20 protein-coding genes are annotated in these 25,276 nt (G+C 55.3%); 11 read left to right on the top strand and 9 right to left on the bottom strand.

The annotated features are described in order from the left end of the window. Positions 1–33 precede the first annotated feature (33 nt). Positions 34–753 carry a YqjF family protein gene (locus J2I48_RS10600; RefSeq protein WP_207335401.1) on the bottom strand — a complete coding sequence of 240 codons (720 nt, stop codon included), beginning with the start codon at positions 751–753 and terminating at the stop codon, positions 34–36. 279 nt (positions 754–1,032) lie between these two features. Between J2I48_RS10600 and J2I48_RS10595 the strand changes: the two genes are divergently transcribed. From J2I48_RS10595 to J2I48_RS10585, 3 genes are all read left to right on the top strand, one after another. Next, positions 1,033–2,817: a phosphate ABC transporter substrate-binding/OmpA family protein gene (locus tag J2I48_RS10595; protein WP_207335400.1), complete on the top strand. Its 1,785-nt coding sequence runs from the start codon at positions 1,033–1,035 to the stop codon at positions 2,815–2,817. Continuing rightward, positions 2,814–3,593: an ABC transporter permease gene (locus J2I48_RS10590; protein ID WP_207335399.1), complete on the top strand. Its 780-nt coding sequence runs from the start codon at positions 2,814–2,816 to the stop codon at positions 3,591–3,593. Before J2I48_RS10595 ends, J2I48_RS10590 begins: the two co-directional genes overlap by 4 nt. Before the next feature lie 128 nt (positions 3,594–3,721). Continuing rightward, positions 3,722–4,540, top strand: coding sequence for an ATP-binding cassette domain-containing protein (locus J2I48_RS10585; RefSeq protein WP_207335398.1), 819 nt, complete (start codon positions 3,722–3,724; stop codon positions 4,538–4,540). A gap of 20 nt (positions 4,541–4,560) precedes the next feature. Here J2I48_RS10585 and J2I48_RS10580 read toward each other — a convergent pair whose 3' ends face one another. Together J2I48_RS10580 and J2I48_RS10575 are read right to left on the bottom strand one after the other, a co-directional pair. Then, positions 4,561–5,649 (bottom strand): endonuclease/exonuclease/phosphatase family protein, encoded by a 1,089-nt coding sequence (locus J2I48_RS10580; protein ID WP_207335397.1) that lies wholly within the window; start codon positions 5,647–5,649, stop codon positions 4,561–4,563. Between the two features lie 27 nt (positions 5,650–5,676). Beyond that, the gene (locus J2I48_RS10575; RefSeq protein ID WP_207335396.1) at positions 5,677–6,360 is read right to left on the bottom strand and encodes a hypothetical protein; all 684 of its coding nucleotides are present in this window, start codon (positions 6,358–6,360) and stop codon (positions 5,677–5,679) included. Positions 6,361–7,049: 689 nt separating this feature from the next. Here J2I48_RS10575 and purE point away from each other — a divergent pair. Both purE and J2I48_RS10565 read left to right on the top strand, forming a co-directional pair. After that, on the top strand, positions 7,050–7,526 hold the full coding sequence (gene purE, locus J2I48_RS10570; protein WP_229376087.1) for a 5-(carboxyamino)imidazole ribonucleotide mutase: 477 nt from the start codon (positions 7,050–7,052) through the stop codon (positions 7,524–7,526). 133 nt (positions 7,527–7,659) lie between these two features. After that, positions 7,660–8,394, top strand: a complete 735-nt coding sequence (locus tag J2I48_RS10565) for a LysM peptidoglycan-binding domain-containing protein (RefSeq protein ID WP_207335395.1) — start codon at positions 7,660–7,662, stop codon at positions 8,392–8,394. Positions 8,395–8,506: 112 nt separating this feature from the next. Here J2I48_RS10565 and tamL read toward each other — a convergent pair whose 3' ends face one another. Both tamL and J2I48_RS10555 read right to left on the bottom strand, forming a co-directional pair. After that, complete coding sequence (gene tamL / locus J2I48_RS10560) at positions 8,507–11,143, bottom strand: translocation and assembly module lipoprotein TamL (protein ID WP_207335394.1); 2,637 nt, start codon at positions 11,141–11,143, stop codon at positions 8,507–8,509. A 133-nt stretch (positions 11,144–11,276) separates the two neighbouring features. Next, positions 11,277–11,609: a hypothetical protein gene (locus tag J2I48_RS10555; RefSeq protein ID WP_207335393.1), complete on the bottom strand. Its 333-nt coding sequence runs from the start codon at positions 11,607–11,609 to the stop codon at positions 11,277–11,279. Positions 11,610–11,837: 228 nt separating this feature from the next. On the opposite strand from J2I48_RS10555, the gene J2I48_RS10550 reads away from it, so the two are divergent. Then, positions 11,838–12,635, top strand: coding sequence for a TrmH family RNA methyltransferase (locus J2I48_RS10550; RefSeq protein WP_207335392.1), 798 nt, complete (start codon positions 11,838–11,840; stop codon positions 12,633–12,635). On the opposite strand, the gene J2I48_RS10545 is transcribed toward J2I48_RS10550, so the two are convergent. Next, entirely contained in the window at positions 12,628–13,419 is a 792-nt protein-coding gene (locus J2I48_RS10545) for a queuosine precursor transporter (RefSeq protein ID WP_207335391.1), read from the bottom strand. The two genes, J2I48_RS10550 and J2I48_RS10545, sit on opposite strands and share 8 nt — an antisense overlap. Before the next feature lie 94 nt (positions 13,420–13,513). Between J2I48_RS10545 and J2I48_RS10540 the strand changes: the two genes are divergently transcribed. Together J2I48_RS10540 and J2I48_RS10535 are read left to right on the top strand one after the other, a co-directional pair. Further along, entirely contained in the window at positions 13,514–14,074 is a 561-nt protein-coding gene (locus J2I48_RS10540; RefSeq protein WP_207335390.1) for a Crp/Fnr family transcriptional regulator, read from the top strand. A gap of 209 nt (positions 14,075–14,283) precedes the next feature. Then, positions 14,284–15,687 (top strand): DJ-1/PfpI family protein, encoded by a 1,404-nt coding sequence (locus tag J2I48_RS10535; RefSeq protein WP_207335389.1) that lies wholly within the window; start codon positions 14,284–14,286, stop codon positions 15,685–15,687. Positions 15,688–15,771: 84 nt separating this feature from the next. On the opposite strand, the gene J2I48_RS10530 is transcribed toward J2I48_RS10535, so the two are convergent. The 3 genes from J2I48_RS10530 to J2I48_RS10520 are packed head-to-tail and all read right to left on the bottom strand — an operon-like array spanning position 15,772 to position 19,071. After that, entirely contained in the window at positions 15,772–16,113 is a 342-nt protein-coding gene (locus tag J2I48_RS10530; protein WP_207335388.1) for a XisI protein, read from the bottom strand. Continuing rightward, positions 16,101–16,517: an element excision factor XisH family protein gene (locus J2I48_RS10525; protein WP_207335387.1), complete on the bottom strand. Its 417-nt coding sequence runs from the start codon at positions 16,515–16,517 to the stop codon at positions 16,101–16,103. Before J2I48_RS10525 ends, J2I48_RS10530 begins: the two co-directional genes overlap by 13 nt. Before the next feature lie 40 nt (positions 16,518–16,557). Continuing rightward, positions 16,558–19,071 (bottom strand): ABC transporter permease, encoded by a 2,514-nt coding sequence (locus tag J2I48_RS10520; protein WP_229376085.1) that lies wholly within the window; start codon positions 19,069–19,071, stop codon positions 16,558–16,560. Between the two features lie 353 nt (positions 19,072–19,424). On the opposite strand from J2I48_RS10520, the gene J2I48_RS10515 reads away from it, so the two are divergent. From J2I48_RS10515 to J2I48_RS10505, 3 genes are all read left to right on the top strand, one after another. Next, positions 19,425–20,072: a response regulator transcription factor gene (locus tag J2I48_RS10515; RefSeq protein ID WP_207335386.1), complete on the top strand. Its 648-nt coding sequence runs from the start codon at positions 19,425–19,427 to the stop codon at positions 20,070–20,072. Positions 20,073–20,083: 11 nt separating this feature from the next. Next, positions 20,084–21,847, top strand: a complete 1,764-nt coding sequence (locus J2I48_RS10510; RefSeq protein ID WP_229376083.1) for a sensor histidine kinase — start codon at positions 20,084–20,086, stop codon at positions 21,845–21,847. Positions 21,848–21,939: 92 nt separating this feature from the next. Continuing rightward, on the top strand, positions 21,940–25,164 hold the full coding sequence (locus J2I48_RS10505; protein WP_207335384.1) for a SusC/RagA family TonB-linked outer membrane protein: 3,225 nt from the start codon (positions 21,940–21,942) through the stop codon (positions 25,162–25,164). Positions 25,165–25,276: the final 112 nt, after the last annotated feature.

Below are 25,276 nucleotides of genomic sequence, written 5' to 3'. Positions count from 1 at the left end.
AAAGCTGTGTAGATACCAAATGGTTAGAATTGGTTAGTGAACAACAGCGCCCGATCTGATGGCCACGACTGAGCCGTCGGCGAGGAAAACAGACTGCGGAGCCTGCTCGAAAAAGGGCGCAAACGAGGGGCCGTAGAGTTTAGGCACATCGCAGTTGACGTCGTAGTCGTTGACGGGGTAAATAGTCCACTGCGGATGCACCACTTCATATTCTGAGGTGCGGCCCGGCCCGCGCCCGGTATAACCCCAGTAGTGTTCGGTGATAAATTCTTCGTCGCTGCCCGGCACCAGACTGTGCCCCGTGCGGTCGGCCGATACGCGGATATGGTTCCAGTTGCGGCCTACTTTCCATTCGTAACCAATGTGCTGACTGTCAGCGTCGACCGACAGGCTATGGCGCATGGGGTGGGTAGCGTAGGGTTCACCGTACAATGTTCTGGCCACCACCACAATGGCCCGTTTGGGTACAATCTCTTTCACAAACACTACGCCCCGTTTCCAGCCCGAATCGGTCTTTCGGCGCACGTAAAAGCGCAGGTTGAACTCCTCAAATTCGGTATGCAGCGGCACCGCCACCCGGCCAAACATGCGTACCTTCTGAAAATAAAACCCCACCAGGCTACCGTAGCAAACGCCGTCATACGCATCGAGTTCGGTGCCGTAGGGTACCAGCGGCTCCAGTACCCGGCGGTCAATGGCGTAGTTGGCAAAGATGAGGTTGCGCCACTCGGCGGTCAGAAACGTAATGGTCATCGTGACTAGTATATAGGTAGCTAACGGCCACCACGCCAGATGGTTTGCGCAGGGATCATCAACGGTGGTTATGATGAGGCACCTCTCTGTAATTCAACTCAGGAAAGGAGCCGGTTTTTGCGTAAATAGCCCCATTGCCGATTGGCCCGTCAGGTAGCCATATAGGCCATACGGAAGCCATTTGTACGATTTCACTACCTCAAAACCAAGATCCGGGGTAGTTTTGACCTGTCTTTTACACAAACAAGTGCCATTATCAACTAAACAAACGCCTAAACAATGAATCGTTTAACTGTACCTGGTCGTATTCTGGTCACTGTGCTGATCCTGGCGGGCCTTTGGGGCCTCAAATGGCTGGTGGTCGACAGTGGGTATGTGCTGAAAAAATCCGTCAGCGAATCACAGAGCGTAGCCCGGATCGATCTGCCCGACGCGCCCAAAAACGCCGCCACCGCCGTGCCGCAGGCCGATATGCCGAGCGACAAGGAAGCCGCCCTTACCACACCCGAAATCCGCTGGCAGTGCTGGGCCTGGAATGCCCAGATGGGCCTGTTTTTTGCCAACGGTGGCCCCAAAACCACCGAAGGGTCGCTGATGGCCAAAAACAACGTGAACCTCAACCTCATTCGGCAAGACGACGTGCCGCAGATGCAGGCGTCGCTCATCAAGTTTGCCTCAGAATATAAGAGCAACCCCAAAACCACGGAGGGTGTGCAATTTGTGACCATCATGGGCGACGGTGCCCCCGCGTTTCTGGCCGGGGTGAACCCCGAACTGGAAAAGCTGGGGCCGGAGTACAAAGCCCAGATTGTCTACACCTGCGGGAAGTCGCTGGGCGAAGATAAACTGATGGGGCCTGCCGCCTGGCGCGACAACCCACAATCGGCCAAGGGGGGCCTGTGCGCGGCTTACCTCCGCGACGGCGACTGGAACATTGTGGTGAAATGGTGCGGCGACAACGGCATCAAAGTAAACCCCGATGAGAAGACCTACGACCCTGACGCCATGAACTTCGTAGCGGCCGATTCGTACATCGACGCGGCGCAGAAATACATCTCCGACTATGCCGAAGACCGCCCCGTGGTGGTCAACGGTAAAGCCACCGGCGAGACCAAGCACGTGGCCGTGAACTCGGTAGCTACCTGGACCCCCGGCGACGTGATGATTGCCGAGAAAAAAGGTGGCCTTATCTCGGTCGTGTCTACGAAAGAATACCGGTCACAGATGCCTTGCGTGGTAATCGGCATCAAGAAATGGATGGAAGACAACCGCCCCGTGGTAGAAAACATCATCGACGCCATTGCCAAAGGCGGTGATCAGGTGAAGTCGTATTCGGCGGCGCTGAACAAGGCAGGCGAGATTTCGGCCAAAATTTACAAGGAAGAAACCGGCCCTTACTGGGTGAAGTACTACAACGGCGTGTCGCAGGCCGACAAGCAGGGGCAGGTGGTTGAACTGGGTGGTTCGCGGGTGCATAACCTGGGCGACAACATCGAACTCTTTGGCATGGGGCAGGGCAGCACCAACGTCTATAAGATCGTCTACACGCTCTTCGGCGACGTGGCTAAGCAGCTGTATCCCAAGCTGATGCCCTCGTACCCACCCGCCGACGACGTGATTGACCTGAGCTACCTGAAAGCCGTGGCGGGCCGCACCACCACCAAAGCCGACGCCGACAAGGTGACGTTCAACGACGACGATGCCATCCGGCAGAAGGTGGCCGAGAAAGCCTGGAACATCGAATTCCAGTCGGGCAGTAACAAGCTGACACCAGCCTCGCAGAAGACGCTGCAATCGCTCTTCAACGACCTGGTGGTGGCCTCGAACCTGCGCGTGGAACTCCACGGTCACACCGACAACGTGGGCGACGCGGCCACCAACCGTACCTTGTCTGAGGCCCGCGCCTTTGCCGTGAAGCAGTGGTTGGAGCAAAAATCGCCCACCAACTTCCCCGACGGTCGGCTGAGCGTGATTGCCCACGGTTCCGACAACCCGCTTGTGCCTAACAGCACCCCCACAGGCCGCGCCAAAAACCGCCGCGTCACGGTGGTGATGGGGAAATGACGAACTACACTGAACTCATAAAGCCCAACGGGCGGCCTGATAGGTCGTCGTATGGGGTCATGGTGCTGGCCCAGGTGGTCATTGCGGCCATCATCTGGTTTTTGTCGCAGTCGCCGTTGCTGCCCACACCCGTAGAGATCCTGCGGGCTATGGGGCGACTGGTTCAGAACGACAACCTGATTCAGGAACTCTGGACGAGCATGGCCCTAAGCCTGCAAGCCATGCTGATTGCCACGGTTATTTCGCTGCTTATTGCCTACGCTACGGTGATCCCGTTCTTTAGGCCGCTGGCGTTTCTGATCACGAAATTCAGGTTTCTGACGCTCGTGGGCCTCTCGTTTGTATTCACGCTCATGACCCACAGCGGTCACAGCCTGAAGGTGTCGCTGCTGGTATTTGGCATCACGGTGTTTTTCGTGACCAATATGGTGGGCGTGGTGCAGTCGGTGACGCGCAACGAACTGAACCACGCCCGTACGCTCCGCATGTCGGAATGGCAGGTGGTGTGGGAGGTGGTCATCCTGGGCAAATTCGACCAGGTGTTTGACGTGATCCGGCAGAATTTCGCCATCGCCTGGGCCTTGCTGACGCTCGTAGAGGGCATTTCGCGGGCCGAAGGCGGTGTGGGTACCATGCTGCTGAACCAGAACAAACACTTCCACATCGACGCCGTTTTCGCCATCCAGATCGTGATCCTCCTCGTCGGCATTGCCCTCGACTACGGCATCGGTTTCCTGAAAAAACTCTTCTGTCCCTACGCCACGCTAACGCATTGATTTACGATGTACGATTTACGAATTACGATTGGTTGCTGACGCCGGTCAGCTTACGCAAGAGTAGGCTGACCGGCGTCAGCAACAATCGTAATTCGTAAATCGTACATCGTAAATTCCTTCCTTCCATCATGCAATCACAACGTACCAATATTATCCTCCGCGCCGACAATGTGAACCTCACGTTGGGGGGCAATCCGATCCTCCGCGACTTGTCGGTGGAAGTCCGCGACGTGGTTCGCACGGGCATGACCACCGGGCAGGTGGTGGGGTTCCTGGGGCCGTCGGGGGTGGGGAAAACCAAATTTTTCGAGATCCTGGCCGGACTGCTGCAACCCACGTCGGGCACGGTGCAACTCGGCGACCCGCTGCAACCGGTACGGGCGGGCATGGTGGGCGTAGTGCAACAAAACTACCCGCTCTTCAACCACCGCACCATTGAAGGCAACCTGATGCTGGCGGCCAAAAAACGCTACCCCAACGGCTCGGAAGCCGCCGACCGTATGCGCGACGTGATGGGCCGCCTGCACATGGCCGACAAGCTGGGGCTGTATCCGGCGCAACTGTCGGGCGGGCAGCGGCAGCGCGTGGCCATTGCCCAGCAACTGCTCTGTTCCGACCATTTTCTGCTGCTCGATGAACCCTTCAGCGGACTGGATATTCTGATGATCGAAGAAGTGGCTGAGATGATTCAGGAAATTGCCCACTCGCACGAGCTAAACACGATCATCATCGTCTCGCACGACATCGTGGCTACGGCTTCCGTGTCTGACACCCTCTGGCTCATGGGCCGCGACCGCGACACCAACGGCAATATTATTCCCGGTGCCCGCATCAAACGCACCTACGACCTGGCCGCCATGGACCTCTGCTGGGACAAAACCATCCTCGCCAAACCCGCTTTCCAGACCATGGTGTCGGAGATTCGGGATCAGTTTCACCAGTTGTGACAGAGCGACATGACCAACGGCTAATCATGCTTGGCTCGATGCACAATGTCCTGTGCTTCTTCGAGGTCGTCGCCTTCGGGTTGGGGTGTTTGATTGGCGCGGGTAGGGTCGGGGTGGTAGACGAGCGATACCAATATGGGAAAATGATCGGAGCCGCAATTAGGCAACCGGCGGAGCGTACGCAGGCGAAAATGGTGCGACACAAACACGTGGTCGAGGGGCCAGCGGAGGAAGAAATAGTTGGCGTGAAAGGTGCTGTATAGCCCCCGCCCCACGCGCGGGTCGAGCAGGCCGCTGATGCGCTGAAAAAGCCGCGTCGTGTGCGACCAGGCCACGTCGTTCAGATCACCTGCCACCAGCACGGGTTCGGTTTGCTGCCGGGCTTCGCGACCCACCAGCACCAGTTCGGCATCGCGCTCGGTAGATCGATAATGTTCGGTAGGGCTGGGCGGCTGTGGGTGAATGCCGTAGAAATGCATCACCTGCCCCGACCGCAACGTGAGCTGGGCATAAATGGATGGAATGTCGTCTTCCACCAAAAAACGCAGTTTCTGATCCGCTATGGGCAGTTTTGAATAGAACAAGAGGCCATAAGTGTTTTCCTGCGGGTATAATATCTGGTACGGATAGTCGGCCTCCAGCGGTTTTAGTGCCTGCGCCCATTGTTGACTGGCCTCCAGAATCAGGATCAGGTCGGGCTTGTGTTTACGGGCTAGGGCCAGCACTTTGGGACACTGGGTGTTGGTCATAAGCACGTTGGCGCTCATCAGCCGAACCGTGTTAGGGTCGTTGATGACCTGCTTGCGTAGCCTGCGCGGGCTGCGCTGCCGCATCACCTGCCGGGGGTGCAGGGGGGTGTAGGGCCAGATCAGCCAGCCCTGATACAGCAGTGCAGCCGTCAGCCCAACCGGAGCCAGCCACAGCGGCCAGCTGAAATCCTGTACAAAAGAGAGCCAGCCAAGTACCCCAATGCCCGCCAACACAGTGAGTTGGGTGTGTGGGAAGTCCCAGATACGAATCCACCAGGCATCAATTCGCAGCAGGTGAATGAAGGATAAAAAGGTGATGAGCAGGCAATAGATCAGCCAGCCCAGGTCGGTAGTATGCATGTGAATGGTACGGCAATGATGTTGGCTTTAGGAATTTTCGCGGTAGCCAAGGTTGATTAATTTGTTGGGCTTCAGGTAGATACAGTCGTTCTTTAGATCCAGTATCGTATTAAACCGTTTCAACAAATCATTGCCCAAATAATTGAGCGAGAAACCGTCTGGATTTTTACTGCCGAGCAATGTGGTAGGTACATTGGTCAACTCAAACGTACTGACCCGAATAAGCGGAAGTTGAACTGTTTTCGTTTCGTAAACAAAACCGCGCGGGTCGCTGACTTTTTTTACGTTGAGTAAAGGTAAATTGGTAGGAAATTGCTCATGAGCTGCCCAGGCACTATCGAGAATAACAGCCATGTTGGAGCCGGAATCCAACAAAAAGTTGCCTGAATACAGGTTATTGCCAACGCGTAAATTGGCCGCAATACAAGCGAATGACCGGATAAATAAAAGTGGCGATTTGGTGTAACCGTTTAGTCGGCGTGGCCGCTTTTCGTGAATAATAAGTAGCTGTTTATCGTAATCAATTTCAACAACTTTACCTTCAAACAAATTTGGGCCAAAGCGACCATCCATTTCGTGGGCCGTTAGCCTGGTCACGGTGACAGATGGGTTAGTAAAAACCCGTTTTCCAAGCTGTATAGTCCTTACTTTCTCCATCTTACCAAAATCTGGGGTCGTTTTTCCGGCTACGGCATCGGGTTGGTTGGCCAATAATTTTGTTCTGGTGCGAATACCTTCTCTGGTGAGCCGAAAGTCGAACGAGCCGGTGTCGAAATGTAATTTTACCGTATCACGATTATTGATAAGCGCATTTACGGCAATGGCGTTGTAGGCCGTTAACGTGAAAGGAATGGTATCGGGCGTAGTTTTAATACCTGCCGTTTTTAGGGCGGGCGGTATGGCGCTGACAACGCGGGTATAACAACTATCTTTTTCGTTTAGCAGAATAATAAAATCAACGGATTGGCCCGGCTTTAGCTTGATACGAATGGAGTCAATGTCGGTATAAAATGTAACGTGTTTCGGTTGCCGGGTCCTGTCGGCGGTGTATATATCGGGCCTGGCTTTTGGCGACAGTGTCCAGGCATTTTTGTCCAGATAACCACCGTCATTGATGGCAACGTGGGTTGAGGTAGCCTTGATAATTGGCAAGTTATTTTGGCCAAAAGCGACGGGCGAAACAACAAGGCACGTAAGTAGTAGCGAAGTATTCATGACCAACCCAACTTAATGGTGAAGTTACAATAGTACGGCCAACGGGCGAGGAAAGCGAAATCATCTGTAGTACAGCGCAGGCCAGATGCCTACCTGTACGGCAAACGGCTGCGGATCAGGTTATTTGGATAAAAAGTAGGCGCTGGTCCGGCTAAAGTGGGCCTAAACCCGTTATTTCGCAGGTAATGAAAGTAGGAATCATAATGGGCAGCATCTCCGACCGGCCGGTGATGCAAAAAGCGGCCGATATATTGACGGAATTTGGCGTAGCCTGGGAGATGACCATTGTGTCGGCCCACCGCACGCCCGAAAAAATGGTCGAGTATGGTAAAACGGCCCGTGAGCGTGGCCTGCGCGTGATTGTGGCAGGGGCGGGCGGTGCGGCGCACCTGCCCGGCATGGTGGCCTCGCTTACCACCCTGCCTGTGATCGGGGTGCCCATCCATTCGAGCAACTCCATCGACGGCTGGGACTCGGTGCTGTCAATCCTGCAAATGCCGGGTGGCGTACCCGTGGCGACGGTGGCCCTCGACGGTGCCCTGAACGCCGGTATCCTGGCCGCCCAAATCCTGGCTACGGCCGACGACACCCTGGCCAACCGGCTGGCCACTTATAAAGAAGACCTTAAAGCCAAAGTAGCGGCAATGAATGAACAACTGTAAACTGATTTACGACTTACGATGTACGAATTACGATTTGTTGCTGACGCAGGAGTAGGCTAGAACAAGCGTACTCCTGCGTCAGCAACAAATCGTAATTCGTACATCGTAAGTCGTAAATCTCTTCCCTTTCCTCATGTCTGATTCTACGAAAAATACGCCGCCTGCGGGCAATACGTCGCTGCCGGTGCTGACCCTGCTGGTGCTGATTGGGCTGATTGCGGCCCTGCTCTATATTGGCTACGATAGCCTGTCGGACGATACGGGCAATGCCAGAGAGCTGACCAATGTGCCGCTCGACACCACCGATCAGGCAACGATGGGGCAGGTAGATAACCCCGAAAACGTCATGCCCGACACCTCGTCGCTGCCCGTGCCGGTAGACCTCTCGCAGGCCCCCGCCCCGGAAGACAACGACGTGGCCGACAAGCCCGCCGATAACGCCACTACTGACGATGAAGCGACCGACAACGGCGATAAGTCCGACAAAAAAACCGAAGCTGCCAAACCCGTCGAGGAAGCTGCCAGGCCGGACAAAAAGCCTGATCCACTGAAGGTTAGTGGCCCCACATCGACCTATACCGTGGGCGACGGCGAAACGTTCTACGGCATTGCCAGCCGGATGAACATGAAGGTGAGCACCCTGAAAGCCATGAATCCTGACGTGTCGGAAAACGACGTGAAATCGGGGGTGACCAAGCTACGGGTGAAGGTGAAAGCCATCCACACCGTGGGTGCGGGCGACGTGCTGCGCGTAGTGGCTGAGAAATACGGCGTCTCGAAAGAGGCACTTATGAAAGCCAATCACAAAACCAAAGATCTGGCCGTGCGCGGCGAAAAGCTCATTATTCCGCTAGGGGCGAAAGAGTGAGTGGTGAAAGAGCGAAAGAGTGAATGGCGAAAGAGTGGCTGACCGGCCCACCGATGCTGCAGAAGTACGCATGCGTCAGCAACTCTCACCTCTTGGCTCTCACCTCTTAGCTCTAAAAAGGATAGCCAATGCCGATGTTGAGCACTACGGGGTTGGGGCCGGTGGTGAGGCGGTTAAATGAAAACTGTTTCAATAAAAAGCGCTCGTCTACGGTTTGTCCTTCGGCGTTGATGTACCGCCGGGCGGGGTCGTAGACTTTAATGGCCGCGTCGAGGCGGAGCACCACAATAGAGAAGTCGATGCGCAGGCCCACGCCGGTACCCACGGCAAACTGCTCCAGAAAACTGCCCGTACGAAAAACGGCACTGGTTGGCCCCCCCAGCGGGTTGGCCGGAATGACGGTATTGGGGGCGTTAACCAGGTTGCGCAGGGTCCAGACGTTGCCCACGTCTACGAAGGCTGCGCCGTTAATGTCGGCAAAGAGTTTGAACAACCGCCCGCGCAATTCCGCCGACCCCTCGAGCAGCACATCGCCGGGTTGTTCGAAACTATAATCGAACCGTTCGCCTTCGGAACCCCTGAATACGGGCAAATAGTCGGCAGGAGTGGTGGTAGACCGGGGGTAGGAGGCACCCAGGCCCAGGCGGCGCGGCAGCCAGGCCCGCACGCTATTGGGACCACCGCCAAAGAAGCGCTTTTCGTAAGGAGCCGTTTCGTTGGGGCCGTAGCCAAACAGCAGCCCGGCGTTGGCCCGAAACGCCAGCGTGGTGCGGGGAGCCAGGGGCAGGTAGTGTCGGTAGTCGACGTTGGCCCGCAGGTACTTGTAAAACTCAAGCCCGGTGGCTTCTGTCAGCGACAAAATACCCGTGGTCTTCAGCAGGTTAAGCGTGGTCCCGCCCGACTCGGTCGTGACCCGGAAAAAGTTGGCCCGCTTGTTTTGCCCAACCACGTTGGTGTTGTAGGTGTAGCCAAAGCTGATGCTGGAGAAAAACGCATTCCGAAAGCTTTTGTCAATCGTGCTGCCCTGCTCAACCGCGGTTTTGATAAACTGCCGAAAATCGTCGGAAATAACGTTCGATTGCAGGTAGTTGATGTCGAAGATGCTGGCTGTGAATTGTTTAGCCTGCGATTGCTGCCAGAGGTAGGTCATGGTGCCGCGCAGATTCCGCCGCGAATAGTCGGGCCGGACGCTGGCGTTGTAGCCCACCGAAAACTGGGTGCGCGGGTTGAGGCTGTTGAACCGAAACCGTATTGGCGTGGGAAACAGAATCTGCGGAAACAGCAGCGACGTGGTCACGCCAAACTCCTGGGCCGAATAGAAAACGGGCGATGTCTGCTGCGTCGAGTAGCCGGTCTGGGCTTCGATGCCCAGGCGCAGGGCCACCTCGAAGGTTTCCAGGCCGCCAAACAGGTTGCGGGCGCGGAACGACAGGTTGCCAAACGGACCCGGCAAATTGCCCTGCGCCTGGTAGAGCAAGGTAAAACCACCTTCCAGGCTGTAGTCGTACTTGTCGAGGGGCGTGGCGGCAATGAGCGTTCGCAGCCGTTGCTGGGTGGTGTCGGTGAAGTTGACAGAGGCAAATTTGAACTGGTTGAGCAGAAAAAGTTGCCGCTGAGTGGTGGCGTAATCGGTTTGGCGGTAGAGGGTACCGGGGCGCAGCGATATTTTCGTGTTCAACAGCCGCGTGGAATACATACCCGGTTCCATAAAATACCGAACCCCGTTGGCCACCACGGTGTCGAGCGGAATGGCCGGGTCGCGGAAGATGCGCACGTCGACGTCGCCAATGGTGTAGACCTTGTGTTGGCCGTTGTCGGGGTTGAGCACCCGAATCAGCAGGTCGACGGGTTGTGAGAGGGTATCGGCGGGCTGGTCGAAGGTGGTGTCGCGGGCCACGCGGGGCTTCACGTACTGCCGCGAAAAGCCGTAGTAGCCCTGGTTCCGCAGCAGTTCTTCGATGCGTATTTTCTCGGCGTTGATATTGGCTTCGTCGTATCGCTTCCCCACTTTCAGGGGCGAGTTGGCCAGCGATGTGCCCACCAGCGAGTCGATGCGTTTGTCAGAAATGGCGTAGGCCACCGACGAGACGATGTAGGGCGTTTTTTCCTGAACGAAGTACGTGACCCGCACCCGTCGGTCGACCAGGGTATCGACCCGAAAGGACGCTTTGGCCAGGAAAAAGCCCTTATTTTTCAGGTACAGCTTCATCTTGGCGGCATTGGCCACGGCGTTCTGCTGGTCGAAATAGACGGGCGGTTCGCCCAGGTTGCGCATGCCCCAGTTACCCTTTTCGATGTATCGCTGCCTGCGTCGGGCCTGACGGGTAAATCGCCGGTTAAGCACTTTCAGCGCCTTGGGGTCATTGGCCTGGGCCTGACTTTCCTGCTCGAATTTGGCCGTCAGGGCTTCCAGTTCACGCCGGGCCGAGTCGGGGCGGTAGTTGCCCGAAAAGGCCTGATACAGCCATAAGCCCACCGTAAGGGGCGTTTGCAGCACCCGCTTGTTGGGCCGTTGGGGAATCAGGGCGGTGAGGTCTTCCGTAGAAATAGCCTTGTTGCCTTTCACGGTCTGCGAGTAGAGCAGGTACTTATTGTCAGGAATTCGCCGCGCCGACAAACAGCCCGACAGCCAGCCAGCCACTCCCGCCAGCACCAGTAACCGGAGCCAATAACGAATGGGGTTACCTTGACTGTGGTGCCCTGTTGAACAATGCCTGCTACCCTGAACTCCCTGCTGTTTACCCTGCATACGTGACGCGACAATGAGCGTTGGCCTGAACTGCTGCCTGAAAATCGGTTCCTGAAGGCGTAAAGTTATTCCAGTACGCGCAGTTTCCTGCCGTTAACAACGCGCTTTGCCCCCGCTTGTGTATGCTGCTGGCTTAAACGGTAGCCACACTTACATCGTCGTCGAAATAGTCGACCGAATCGGTCGACGATGGACAGGCCATCATGGGGTCGCCCCAGACAACGCCCCGGCTGTAGGTGCAAATAAAGAAGCAGGCCCCGGCTTTGAAAATAGCCAGCACCGTTTCGCCGTTGGCCGACGAGACGCCCACGGTCTCGTGAATGGCAACACCTTCATGCCAGTAGTGGATGTCGTGGATGCGGCGGCGGCTGAGGGTATAGCCCAGACTGGTAACCCGGTCGGTAATTCGACGGTAGATCCGTTCGGCCTGTAGGCTGCTGCTGGCAAAGGGAAGAAAATAGAGCATGGGTTGCGCAGCGTATAGGCATTGTGCATCGGTGTTGATGACTAAACCAGGGGGCGAGATAACCCGGTGCGGCTGAATTACTCTACTGCAACAGTAGGAGATTGCTATTGTTCAGTAAATAACTATTGTTTCTTTGTTTTCCTGGCTACAACGTCAGTCCGGGCCGTCATTGGTTGTGCGGGCGAAAATGGGGAACTTGCGGCCTTACCTAGCCTTATCGCCAGTTCGATGCCCTCTAAAGCCACGCTCCAGTTTGTACGGTCGCTGCACCAGAAAAAAAACCGTCAGCAGGAAAACCTGTTTCTGGTAGAAGGGGCCAAAAGCGTACAGGAGGTGCTGGCCTCGTCATTCCGGGTCGAGATGCTGTTGGGCACGTCGCAATTTCTGGCCGACCATGCGGGGTTGATTCAGCAGCAACGTTGCCGCCTTGACCCCGCCACCCCCGATGAACTCACGCGCATGGGTACGCTGGAGAGCAATAACGCCGCCATCGCCGTAGTGCACATGCGCCCCAACACGCTCCCTGCCCTGCCCCCCAACGCCTGGACCCTGGTGCTCGACGATATCCGCGACCCCGGCAACCTGGGTACGATCCTGCGCATTGCCGACTGGTACGGTATCGACACCATTTTGTGCTCAGCCACTACTGCCGAGGTATACAATCCCAAAGTGATTTCGGCCAGCAAAGGGTCGTTCACGCGCGTACACTGGTGGTACGGCGACCTGGAGCCAGTACTAAAAACGGCCACCCAGCCCGTTTTTGGGACTTTTCTGGAAGGCGACGACGTGCATCAGGCCGGTTTCGGTACGTCGGGCGGGCTGCTCGTGATGGGCAACGAAGCCAACGGTATCAGCCCGGCCATCGAGGCGCTGGTCACCCGCCGCATCACCATTCCGCGCTACGGACAAGCCGAATCGCTCAACGTAGGTATTGCCACGGCAGTGATCCTGGATAATGTGCGCCGTACACCCCCCCCCCCTGCCCCCTCCTTGGTAAGGAGGGGGCAGGGGGGGGTGATTACATAAACGAACTCATGGACGACTCGTTGGCCAGTTCCTGGGCGTGTTCTTTGCCCAGGTATTTGTCGATGATGTTGTGGGCCAGATAGAGCAGGGGCGTGAGCAGAATGGCCGTGGTGGCCTTGTAGAGGTAATTAATGATGCCTACCGCAAGCACCTGCCCCAGCGACCAGTTGCCGAAGACGTAGAACGCGATGCCCAGCACCACAAACGAGTCGATAAGTTGCGAGACAAGGGTTGACCCCGTGGCACGGAGCCATATTTTCTGGCTGCCCGTGATGCCCCGCAGGTACTGAAACACCGACGCGTCGAGAATCTGCCCGATCAGAAACGCCGTCAGTGACCCGATGATGATGCCCAGCCCCTGCCGGAAAATCATCTGGAAAGCATTGTTGATGTTGATGGAGTTGCCCGCGCCGTCTTTGGCGTTCACGTCGAGCCAAAACTGGGCGGGGGGCAGGGTGGTCACGGCATAGATGATGAGGAAGCTGTAGGCCACAAACCCCGCCGTCAGAAATGAGATGCGCCGCACACCCGCCTTGCCAAAATACTCGTTGATGATGTCGGATGTAATAAACACAAACGGCCAGATCACGGCCCCGGCGGTCAGGTTAAAGTCCAACACAAAATCGCCAAAGAGGTGAATCTGAGCTGGTTTCAATCCCAGCGTGGCCTCGCCCGAAAAGATTTTGACCCCAATGATTTCGGCGATGATGGCGTTGACGAGAAACACCGCGCTCAAGAAAATGTATAGGTTGGTGCGTTTGTTAGTAAATGAGTAGGAGGGCATAGCAGAAGGAGGGGGAGGTGTAGAGACGCATCCTTGCGTCTCACGCGCGTCAACAATATACGCCTCAGGGCCATACAACCCTACATTTGTGCCCATGACACCCCACCCGCTCAGAGTACATCTTGAACAGATTGCGCCCCTAACCGACGGTGAGTTCGACTATATTCTCGGTCACTTTATGCCCAGAGCCTTCCGTCGGCATCAGTTTGTGGTGCAGGAAGGCATGGCCGTGCCTGGTGATTTTTTCGTGGTAAAAGGCTGTCTGCGCGCCTACCACACCGCCAGCGATGGAAAAGAGTCTATTCTTCAGTTTGCCACCGAAAACTGGTGGGTGACAGACTACGATGCCTATTACCGCGAACGGCCTGCCACCATCAGTATCGACTGTATCGAGCCTTGCGAACTGCTCTGCCTCTCGCTGCTGAATCGCGAAAAACTGTGTGCCGAATTGCGGGGCGTTGAACACTTTTTCCGCAAAAAGTCGAATGCGGGTTACGTGGCTCTGCAACAGCGTATTCTGTCGCTACTGACAACCAACGCGGCGGAGCGATACGAGCAGTTTGCCGCTCAATACCCGCACCTCTTACAGCGGCTTCCCAAAACCATGATTGCTGCCTACCTCGGTGTCTCCCGCGAGACACTGAGCAGATTGTAGGCTGTGACCTACCTCACACCGAAATCGTGCGCTACGTCCTGTGTGTCCCTGCTTGCCTGGCTGACCTTTGTCCTGTCAATTCTACAACAGAAACGGCAATGAAACAATCAACCAGACAAGCGGCTGTAAGCCTTGTAGTAATGGCGTTATCTATAACGCAAACTACTCAGGCACAGTCAATTAATCAAGTAAAAAACACGCAGGCGCACATGAAAAAGAACGTGCTGTTTGTGGTCACGAGCCACGACAAAAAAGGATCAACCGGTCAGCCGACGGGCTATTATCTGGCCGAGGTAGCCCACCCCTGGGCGGTGCTCACCAAAGCTGGGTATACCATCCACTTTGTAAGCCCCCAAGGCGGGACACCCCCCGTGGATGGCTACAATCTGAACGACCCCATCAATAAGGCGTTTGTAGACGATGCCACTGCTCAGGCGGGCATCAACGCGTCGCTGACCCCAGCGCAGGTAAACCTCGACCAGTATGCTGCCATATTGTATGCCGGTGGCCACGGCACCATGTGGGATTTTGCTGATAACACCGAACTGGCCCGGATTGCAGCCCGCATCTATGAAAATGGCGGGGCCGTGGCGGCGGTTTGTCATGGCCCCGCTGGGCTGGTCAATATTAAATTAAGCGACGGTCGGTACTTAGTGGATGGTAAGCGGGTCAACGCGTTCACCAACGAGGAGGAAATCGCCGTAAAGCTTGAAACCGTCGTGCCGTTTTTGCTCGAAAGCAAACTCATCGAACGGGGAGCTAAGTTCGAGAAAGCGGGCCTCTGGCAACCAAAAGTCGTGGTTGATGGGCGGCTTGTGACGGGCCAAAACCCCGCTTCGGCAACCAGCGTAGCCGAGGCCTTGCTCCAGGTGCTGCAAATGGCGGATTTGGCCGTCGAAGGCCCCGCTACCGATGTGATGGGGGTTTCAACTGAGCAGCTATTGAACGTCCCCGACGCCCCTAACAAAGCCCTGCGTGACCTATTGGCTGCTCCCGCCGACCCCACTCAACTGGCAGGCAAACGAGTAGCTATCGTCGTGACCGACGGGGTGGAAGAGATTGAGCTTACATTCGTGCGGACCATGTTACAGCGGCGCGGGGCTACGGTACACGTCGTATCGCCCCGAAAACCAAACTATCCGCCCAGGTTTGGGGCACACGTACCCGCTAACCGCGACACCCATATCAGCACGGTGAAATGGATGCAGAATTCGGGCTACCTAAAAATTGACCGCTTCCTGCCCGACACAAAGCCCGCCGATTATGACCTCGTATACATCCCCGGCGGAGCCTGGAACCCCGATGCTCTCCGGGCCGATGCCGACGCGCTGACGTTCATCAAGACAGCTCATACGCTCAACATTCCGGTGGCCTCGCTGTGTCATGGTCCCTGGGTGCTGATCAGTGCCGGGCTGGTGAAAGGGCGGCGCGTAACGGCCTGGTGGAATATGCACGATGACCTGCGGAATGCGGGCGGCACGGTCGTCGATGAGCCGTTGGTCACAGATCGGGGCCTCATCACGGCACGCGGTCCCATCGACCTTGCTCCGTTCGTCAATGCAATCATTACCACATTAGTGGATCAGAAAAAGCCGGTTTCGGCTGGCCGGTAGCCGATTTTTGATGGTCATGTAAACCGAACAAGGTCTGAACGCCCCCGCTTTATGAAGACGAGGTCGTTCAGACCTTGTTCGGTTTTATTCCACCGCGTACTCTTCCATGTACGCTCGACGGCTTGGTGCTTGAAACGCCAACACGATTTCCGATTTTGGGATACCTTCTCTGACGAGCCATTCGGCGATGACCAGGTCAGTACCATCATGTTGTACATACACCTTTCCATCAGGCCGCACGTCGAGATGAACAAAGGGTAAATATTCGCGGTACTTCTTATACCAACCGACCGAAAAAAGCACGTAGTGACCATGTTCGTCATCGGTAATAAGCTGAGTTTCAGCACGTTCATCTGATGGAGTCATCTCGGCTATCTCCGTCACTACCCGGCGAACGATGGCTTTGTGTTGCGTTAGCTTATCCATTGCGTTATAGTCTGTTCGTCTTCATCATACACGATAAGTGACACGTCGAATTGTTGCCTTATACCCTGAAAAAACGAGTCATCGAACAAATCCTTATAAGCATCTACTGGGAGTGCCAGGTAAAGCAGTCTGTCCGGCTCGATACGTTTCAATGCCGTCTTATAAATCAGGAATTGTCCCAAGGCTTCCTCAAATGCATCGAGGTTCGACGGGCGTAAAAAGCTCTTGATCTCAACAGCTATCTTCTGTCCGTCTTTCTCTGCGCCTACCAATCGCTCCGCTGCCAGATCAATAAATCCTTTTTTCTTGCCCAGCATGATCCGGTACGGATCGTCTGTTATCATCCAGGACTCTCGTTCAAGAGCCAGCTTCACAATGTCATGAAATTTGTCTTTAGCAGGCATACGGCAGGCGTTTTTTACTCAAAAATAAGTATTCCGTCTCTTACTCCGCCCGCAGCACTTCCAGTGGGGGGCGGGTGAGTACCTCGCGGCTGTTGAGCAGGCCAATCAGGACAGTAAGGGTCGTGACGATGCCCACCACGGCCAGCAGCGGCCATACGCTGGGGTTGTAGGGCGTCTCGAACACGTAATGCGCTAAGCCCCACGTACCCGCCACCGACAACATAATGCCCGACAGCGATGCCAGCAAACCCAGTAAGCCGTATTCGATGAGGGTGATGTACAAAATCTGTCGCCGATTGGCCCCCAGCGTGCGCAGAAGCACACTTTCCTGCATCCGCTGGTATTTGCTTATAACAACAGAACTGCCCAACACCACCAGCCCCGTCAGGATGCTGAAGAGGGCCATAAACCGAATCACGAACGATATTTTGCTCAAAATATCGTCCAACGTTTTCAGGATCAGCCCCAGATCAATGGCCGACACGTTGGGGAATTTACCCACCAGCGCCCGTTGAAACTGGGCCGACGTTTTGGTGTCGGGTACGCGGGTCATGAGTACGCTAAACTGCGGGGCCTGCTCCAGTACGCCGTTGGGGAACACAACCAGAAAGTTGGTCTGCACTCGGTTCCAGTCTACGGTGCGGGTGCCGCCCACGGTGGTTTCGATGGGGGCACCCTGCACGTTGAAGGTGATTTTGTCGCCAAGTTTCAGGTGCATCTGTTTCATAAAGTCGGCCTCGAACGTCACGGCAGGCAGGCCGTCATTCATGACTTGAACACTGCCTGATTTTATCGTCTCGGAGCTGATGAGCGTATCGCGGTAGGTGACGCGGTATTCGCGGTTGAGCGCCCATTCGGGAATGTGTAGCGACGTGTCTTTGCGAAGTTGCGCCAGGCTGCTCCCGTTGATACCCTCCAGCCTCATAGTCACAATGGGCACCTGCATCATTACAGGCAAACCCGACTGCTGCACCAGCGCCCGTACCCCCGCCGTCTGCTCCCGCTGAATGTCGAACAGGACCATATTGGGTTGTTTGCCGCTGGCCGAAAACTGCACCCGGCCCAGCAAGAGCGTCTGGGTGAGATAGAGCGTGGTGATCAGGAAAGCCCCTAAGCCGATGGAGATCAGCAGGATAAGCGTCTGGTTCTGTGGCCGGTACAAGTTGGCCAGACTCTGCCGCCACACGAAGCTCCAGTTGCGTGGAAAAAACCGCCGCACCGCCGCCATCAGCAATCTGCCCATGCCCGCCAGTACGCCGAAGCTCACGCCAATACCCCCCGCGAAGCCCAGCGCCAGTTTCCAGTCGCGGGTTTGCCAGTAGGCGAAGCCCGTGACAAATAGCACAATCAACACCACCACCACGGCTTGCAACGGGTCGCGTCCTGAAATGTCGGCATCATACGACGAGCGCAACGTTCGTAGCGGCGACACGTTCCGGATGAGCAGCAGGGGCAGGGCCGCGAAGAGCAGCGAGATAAGCAGCCCCGTTACCACGCCTTGCAAAATAGAGGTCCACGACAACACGGTGTTGACAGCTACAGGCAAAAACGAGCCAAACACCAGCGGCAAGGCCCACTGCAACACCGACCCCAGTACCGCCCCCAAAATGGCCCCAAACAAGCCCATCAGTGCCGTTTGCAACAGAAAAATCTGGAACGACTGCCAGCCGCTAGCCCCCAGCGTGCGCAGAATGGCCACCGACGTAATTTTCTCGCGCACATAGAGTTGCACGGCACTGGCCACACCTACGCACCCCAACAGCAGGGCAATAAACGCCACTAGGTTCAGGAACTTGGTGAGGTCGGCGAAGGCGCGGCCCGTTTGTTGCTTGCGGTTGGCCACAGTGTCGGTAGAGAGGCTGGCTTTGTCGAGAGTGGGTTCCAGTTGTTTTACCAGAGTGGCGATGTTGGTTGTTTTGGCAAATTTGTAGTAGTACTTATAATTTACCCGGCTCCCTTTTTGCAACAGCCCCGTGAGGGGTAGATAGGGGCCGTGGATAAACACAGTGGGCGATACGGCGGCGGTGGCGGCAGTGCCGCCGGGCGTTTTCAGCACCCGGCCAGCCACCCGAAACACCAGTTCGCCCACTCGCACCGAGTCGCCCACGTTGGCGCCAAACTGGGTCAGTAGGGCATCGTCTACCAGGGCTACGGGGGCGTTGTTTCTGAATTGCGCAATGGCCGAGGCGGGCTGCACGTCCCAGGCGCCGTAGTAGGGGAAGCCGCCGTCGAGGGCTTTCACCTGCGCCAGCCGTACGCCGCCCGTACGCGGGAAGAGCACCATCGAGGCAAAGGCCGTTTCGGTACTGCGCTCATTGCCCAGACCTTGCAGGATGTTTTTGATTTTTTGCGAGGGCGGTTGCGCCCCCGAAATGGTGAGGTCGGCACCGAGCAGTTCCTGCGCCTGCTCGTCGATGCTGCGGGCCAGGTTGTCGCCGAAGGAGTTGATGGCTACCAGCGCCGCAATGCCCAGCACAATGGCCGAAATAAACAGCAATAGCCGCTGCCGACTGCGCCTGCTGTCGCGCCAGGCCATGTTCAGAATAAATGACATAGGTGTTTATGCCAACAGGCCCTGCGTTTGGGCTGGTTGGATAAACAGACAACGGCTGGGCTTTATAATGAGTTTACCAGCGTACCAATGGCCCTGTATAATCAGCAGGCGGGTAATTCTCTTGTATTTATATAGGGTATTCCCTAATTTTTAGCAGTGTTGGGTTTTCACTATTCTATGAGTTGTGCAATTAGTCCTAGTTTTGCTAAACAAAATTCTATTCACACCGTTGCCACTGGTTAACTAGCCTGCCGGTTGTGTTGCTCGACCTGCTTTGTACAATTGGCCAATGGTCGGGGTGTTTACCTGCCAACAATATATCAACGTTATCTCCTTTATAATGCTGCCCCCCTATGATACGAGTATTGATTGCGGATGACCACAACGTGTTTGTGGAGGGCATCGAGTCGCTGATATCCGGGACGTCCGGGATTGAGGTGACGCAACGCTGTTACACCGTTGCATCGGTAGTGGATTCGCTTCGGAAATCACCCGTCGATGTGGTGCTGCTGGATATCTCGTTTCCGCAGATCGACGATGGGCTGGGGCTTTGCGAACAAATTGCCCGCACGTATCCGCAAACAAAAGTGATTGCGCTCACCATGCACGACGAAGCCAGCCTTATTAAGCGGATGGTGAAAAAAGGCGCCAAGGGCTACCTGCTGAAGAACACCACCCGGAGCGAACTGCTACAGGCGATTCAGACCGTACACGGCGAAAAGCAGTATTTCAACGAGACAATCACCCATATTTTGCTCAACGATACACCCAAGGTGAGGCGAACGCAGCCGGGCATTGGCCTGAAACCGCACCTGACACCCCGCGAGTCGGAAGTGTTGTCGCTGATTGCGCAGGGGTTAACTACTCAGCAGATGGCTAATCAACTGTTTGTCAGCGTTAAAGCGGTCGAGTTTCATCGTAGCAGCCTGCTTATGAAGTTTGGCGTTTCCAACACGGCACTGCTCATCAAATCGGCGATGGACATGCAATGCATCGATTAGCCATCATACCTATGCCACTGACTGCAAAGATTGTACGCCTGTTGCTGCTTTTTTGGGTGTGTCCGCTGGTGGCAGTGGTAGCCGCTGAGGTGCCACCTATTGAAAAAGTTAAGCGAGAGATAAAGCAATGGCAGACAGATAAAAAATATGTGGAAACGGCCAAAGCTTATGAGCGATTGAGTGAGTTATACCATCAACAGTATGGTTATAATAAATATACAATGGAGGCTTATTTTAATGAACTAAAAAACTATAGTATGGCTGGCGATTCGCTGGGTTATTATAACGTACATATTCTTATCGGTAATTATTACAATCAGGATTATTTTATGCATACTTATGCCGAAAAATACCTGAAACAGGCACTAACTTATTTTATGCGTGTACGCAATTATCCAAAAGTGATTGAATGCCGGCTAGGGATTGCTAGTATTCAAGAAAAAAAAGAGACAATTTCGAAAACACTAATAACTGAGCTACGGACAACTGAGAACATGTGTATCCGGTACAAACAACCTAATTTTCAGGCTTATGCCCTGAATTTACTGGCTGACGCGTATTTGCGCTCAAAAAATCCAGACTCGGCCCAATATTTCATTGACCATAGTCTGGTGTTGTCCAAGCAATTAAACGTGAAATGGTTGATTGCGCTAAATTACTTTTTTGCCGGCATTGTCAATCAATTCAACAATCAGCATAAGAGCGCTATTGCTAATTATAGAAAGAGTTATTCGCTGGCGGAAGCAGAAAAAAATTTATCCACCCTGCGTGAATTATCGCGGCATATGGCTAATAGCTACGCTTATCTTAATGAATATGAAAATGCTTATAGGACTTCACTGAAAACTCTGGCTTTTACGAATCAATTTTATTACTCGCAACAAACCAAAAGTATTCGGCTGCAGGAACTGGATAGTCAGATAAAAACACTGGCTGTAGAAAAGCAACTGGCCGAAGAACAAAGCAGCCATCAGCGCATTATCAATACGGTGCTGATCGGTATATTGTTTATCAGCGCCCTGGGTGTACTAGCGTTATTTTTTCTGCGTCGCCAGCAAAAATTAATTGCGCATCAGCAGGCGGTGATCGCTCAGCAACAAATACGGCAACTGGAGCTAAAATCATTGCAGGCCATGATTGAAGGGCAGGAGGGTGAACGCAGCCGGATTGCCCGCGATTTGCACGACGGCCTAGGTATTCAGCTATCGCGAATCAAGCTGTTTGTCGAGGCGCATCAGGAGCAGCTACCCCTGTCGGTGAAAGACCCGCTAAACCAGTTTTTGGACGAGGCCTGCACCGAAACACGCCTCATATCCAACAATTTACGTCCCTATGCGCTGACTACGTTTGGGCTGCTGCCCGCTCTGGAAGACCTGATTCAAAAGCTGAACCTGGTGAATGAAACCAACCTGGTACTGGAACATTATGGCCACATGCCGGAACTGCTCGACGAGGCTTCGGTGATGCTGTATCGGGTGGTGCAGGAGTTGCTCAACAACGCGCTGAAACACGCACAGGCTCGCACCATCAGCGTGCAAATTGTGGTGAATGACGAAGCCCTGCTGGTTAGTGTCGATGACGATGGACGAGGGGGAATCTTTCCCGACGACCCGACCACTGAGCCGTCGAGAGGTAACGGGATCAACAACATCAGATCCCGAATTACCTACCTGGGTGGTCAGGTGATGTGGCAGAGCACGGGCGAAACGGGCACGTCGGTGATGATTTCGCTGCCCATGCAAAAACTAGTTAAACAAAACCTGGCATTGGCCTGACACCGGTAGGTTAAACCGCCTTCCAATCGCTAAAACTGTGATCTCAACTGTTACCTTTAATTCATTTGCTTTTAAAATTAACTCTATTAACTATGCTCAAACATATGCTTTCGGGGGTTGTCATCCTGAGTGGCTGGCTTAGCGTCAGCGCACAGGACCGGGCAACCGCAAGCACTGTCACCAACAAAAATTGGCCGATGCTGGCTTCACTAAACCGGCCGAAAAAAAGCCCAGCCGCCCCGTCCGAAGCCAAAGGCCTCATCAGGGGCACCGTCTCAGACGAGAAAGGCAATGGGTTGCCGGGGGCCACTGTATCGGTGAAGGGAACCCAACTGGGTACCACCACCGACGTGAACGGGGCGTTTTCGATCAATATGCCGGAAGGCAGCAAGCTACTGGTGATTTCATTCATTGGCATGAACACCCAGGAAGTAGACGTGGGTACGCGCACCGTACTGAACATTACGCTCCAAAACATGGGGCAGTCGCTGGACGAGGTGGTGGTCATTGGCTACGGTACGCAGAAACGCGCCGACGTCACGTCCTCAATTACTACGGTGAAGGCCGCTGAGCTGAAAGATATTCCGGCGGCGGGCATCGACCAGTTGTTGCAGGGTAAAGCAGCCGGGGTCACGGTCACCAGCAACGGCGGGCAGCCTGGTGGCGGTGTGTCGGTGAAGGTGCGCGGCGTAACGTCGATCAATAGCAACGACCCCCTGTTTGTCATCGACGGCGTGCCGTTTATAGGGGGCAACACCTCCTCGAATACGGGCTACGCGGGCCTGGGTGGCGGCGATGGCCAAACGGGCAACTCGGTCATGGCCATGCTCAACCCCAACGACATCGAGAGCATCGACGTGCTGAAAGATGCCTCGGCGCAGGCCATTTATGGGTCGCAGGCGGCCAACGGCGTAATTATGATTACGACCAAAAAAGGTAAGCAGGGCGAAGGTAAGATTGCCTACGATGCCTACACGGGCGTGTCGGAGGTGGCGCGGCGGCTGGACCTGATGGACCTCCGTTCGTTTGCCAAATACCAGAACGCGGTGCTGCCCATCATTGGCAACCCCGTGGCCGACGAGTTCAAGAACCCCGACCTGCTGGGTGCCGGTACCGACTGGCAGGACGCCATGTTCCAGCGCGGGGGCATCAACAACCACCAGTTGAGCTTTTCGGGTGGGCGCGAAAAAACGACCTACTACCTGTCGCTCAACTACTTCGACAACAAAGGCATTCTGCTGGGGTCCGATTTCAAACGGTACTCGTCGCGCCTGAGCCTGGACACCCAACTGAAAAGCTGGGCTAAAGTGGGTATCAGCGCCAACGTGTCGCGCAGCATCCAGAACGTATCGCTGGCCGATGCCGCCGAAGGAACCATCTGGTGGGGTGCATCGACCAGCCCGCTCACGCCGGTGAAAAACCTCGACGGCACCTGGGGTGGTGGCCAAACGGTGGGTGGTGTGCAGTACTACGGCTCTAACCTGGTGGGTAACAGCCAGTTCCGGGGCAACACCAAGACGACCAACAACATTTTTGGTAGCCTCTATGCCGAACTGCAATTCACCAAAGGTCTCTCGCTTCGCAACGAGCTGTCATATTCGCTGGGGCAGGACAACAACATTGCTTACCAGAAAGCCGGTAACGTGGGTACTACGTCGTTCCGCAGCAAACTCATCGACGGGCGGTCTGACAGCTACTACTGGTCATTGACCAACTACCTGAACTACAACCTGTATATCGGCAAGCACGGCTTCCAGGCTACGGTGGGTCACCAGTCGCAGAACTCGTATTACCAGGCTATTTCGGGTACCAAAGTCGATTTGCAGGCCAACATTTTCGACCTCAGCACGGGCAGCGCCGACCAGACCACCTGGGGCCTGAACGGCGGCAAAGGGCAGTGGGCCATGGAATCGTACTTTGCGCGGGCCAACTATACCTTCAACGAGAAGTACTCGCTGTCGGCCAGTTTCCGCACCGACGGGTCGTCGAATTTCGGCCCCAACAACCGCTGGGGGTCATTCCCGGGTGTGTCGGCGGGCTGGACGGTGTCGAATGAGCCGTTTATGAAAAGACTTGCCAACGTACTGAGCTACACCAAGTTGCGGGCTGGCTACGGCGTGGTGGGTAACCAGAACTTCCCCAACGGCGCACCCAACCCTGCCTACGTTGGGGCGGTGCAGTTTTTCTCAGGACCGGTGGGTTTTGGTTCGTCAAACATGATCAACGGCATTCCCAACCCGAACCTGAAGTGGGAGTCGGTGAAGACGGCCAACGTGGGTGTTGACCTGGGCTTCTTCGGCGGGCGGCTCGATGCCACCATCGACGTCTACAAGAAGGTAACGTCTGACATGATTATTTTCCTGACAGGCCCCAACCTGATTGGCGTGGGTGACCAGTGGGACGACCTGAAGGCCCCCATCGGCAACGCCGGTCAGATGACCAACACCGGTATCGATTTCAGCATCACGTCGACCAACATCAAGAAGGGCAACTTCAGCTGGAAGACCAGCGCCGTGCTGACCCAGTTTACCAACAGCTACGACAAAGCCGCCAGTGCGGCCTCGGCCCTGGACGGCAAGGTATACTACAACAACTACCTCATCACGCACACCACGCCGGGCCGCCCCGTAGGGTCTTTCTGGGGGCTGGTGACTGACGGCCTCTACCGCACCCAGGCCGAGCTGGACAAAGCGCTGCCGCAGTTTGGCTACAAGGTGAACCCCACCGAAACCTGGCTGGGCGACATCCGCTTCAAGGATATCAACGGCGACGGCAAGATCGACGCGGGCGACTACACCTACATTGGCAGTCCGCTACCCAAGTTTACCTGGGGGTTCACCAACACGGTCAACTACGGTGATTTCGATTTCTCGGTGTTTCTCCAGGGTAGCCAGGGTGCCAAAGCGTTTAACTTCCTGCGCTGGCAGCTGGAAGGCATGAACAATGCCTACACCAACCAGATGAACTCGGTGAATGACCGCTATTCCGATGCCAACCCCAACGGCGCGCTGCCCCGGTTTACGGCCACCAACAAAAATAACACGGCCATGTCTGACCGCTACGTGGAAGATGCCTCGTACGTGCGTATCCAGAACATCGCCATTGGCTACCGCCTGCCAAAGGCCCTGCTAAGCCGGGTGAAAATTCAGAACCTGCGGTTCTACGGGACCATCCAGAACCTGAAAACCTTCACCAAGTACACGGGCTATGACCCTGAGATTGGTTCGTTCAACAACAGCATCAAGCTCACCAACGTCGACACGGGCCACTACCCAAACCCCCGCACGTTTACGGTAGGCATGAATCTACAATTCTAGAACCTAAAGAGCGAAAGAGATAAAGAGTGAAAGAGTGATCTGCTAGCGCAGTCACGCAACGCTCAGACTTAAGTAAGCTGCCGAGTCGGCAATGACCGTAGTCACTCTTTCA

Source organism: Fibrella aquatilis, from assembly GCF_017353255.1.
Classification (GTDB): domain Bacteria; phylum Bacteroidota; class Bacteroidia; order Cytophagales; family Spirosomataceae; genus Fibrella; species Fibrella aquatilis.
The sequence above is the reverse complement of the archived record's forward strand: the minus strand, read 5'-3'. Positions and strand labels throughout refer to the sequence as shown.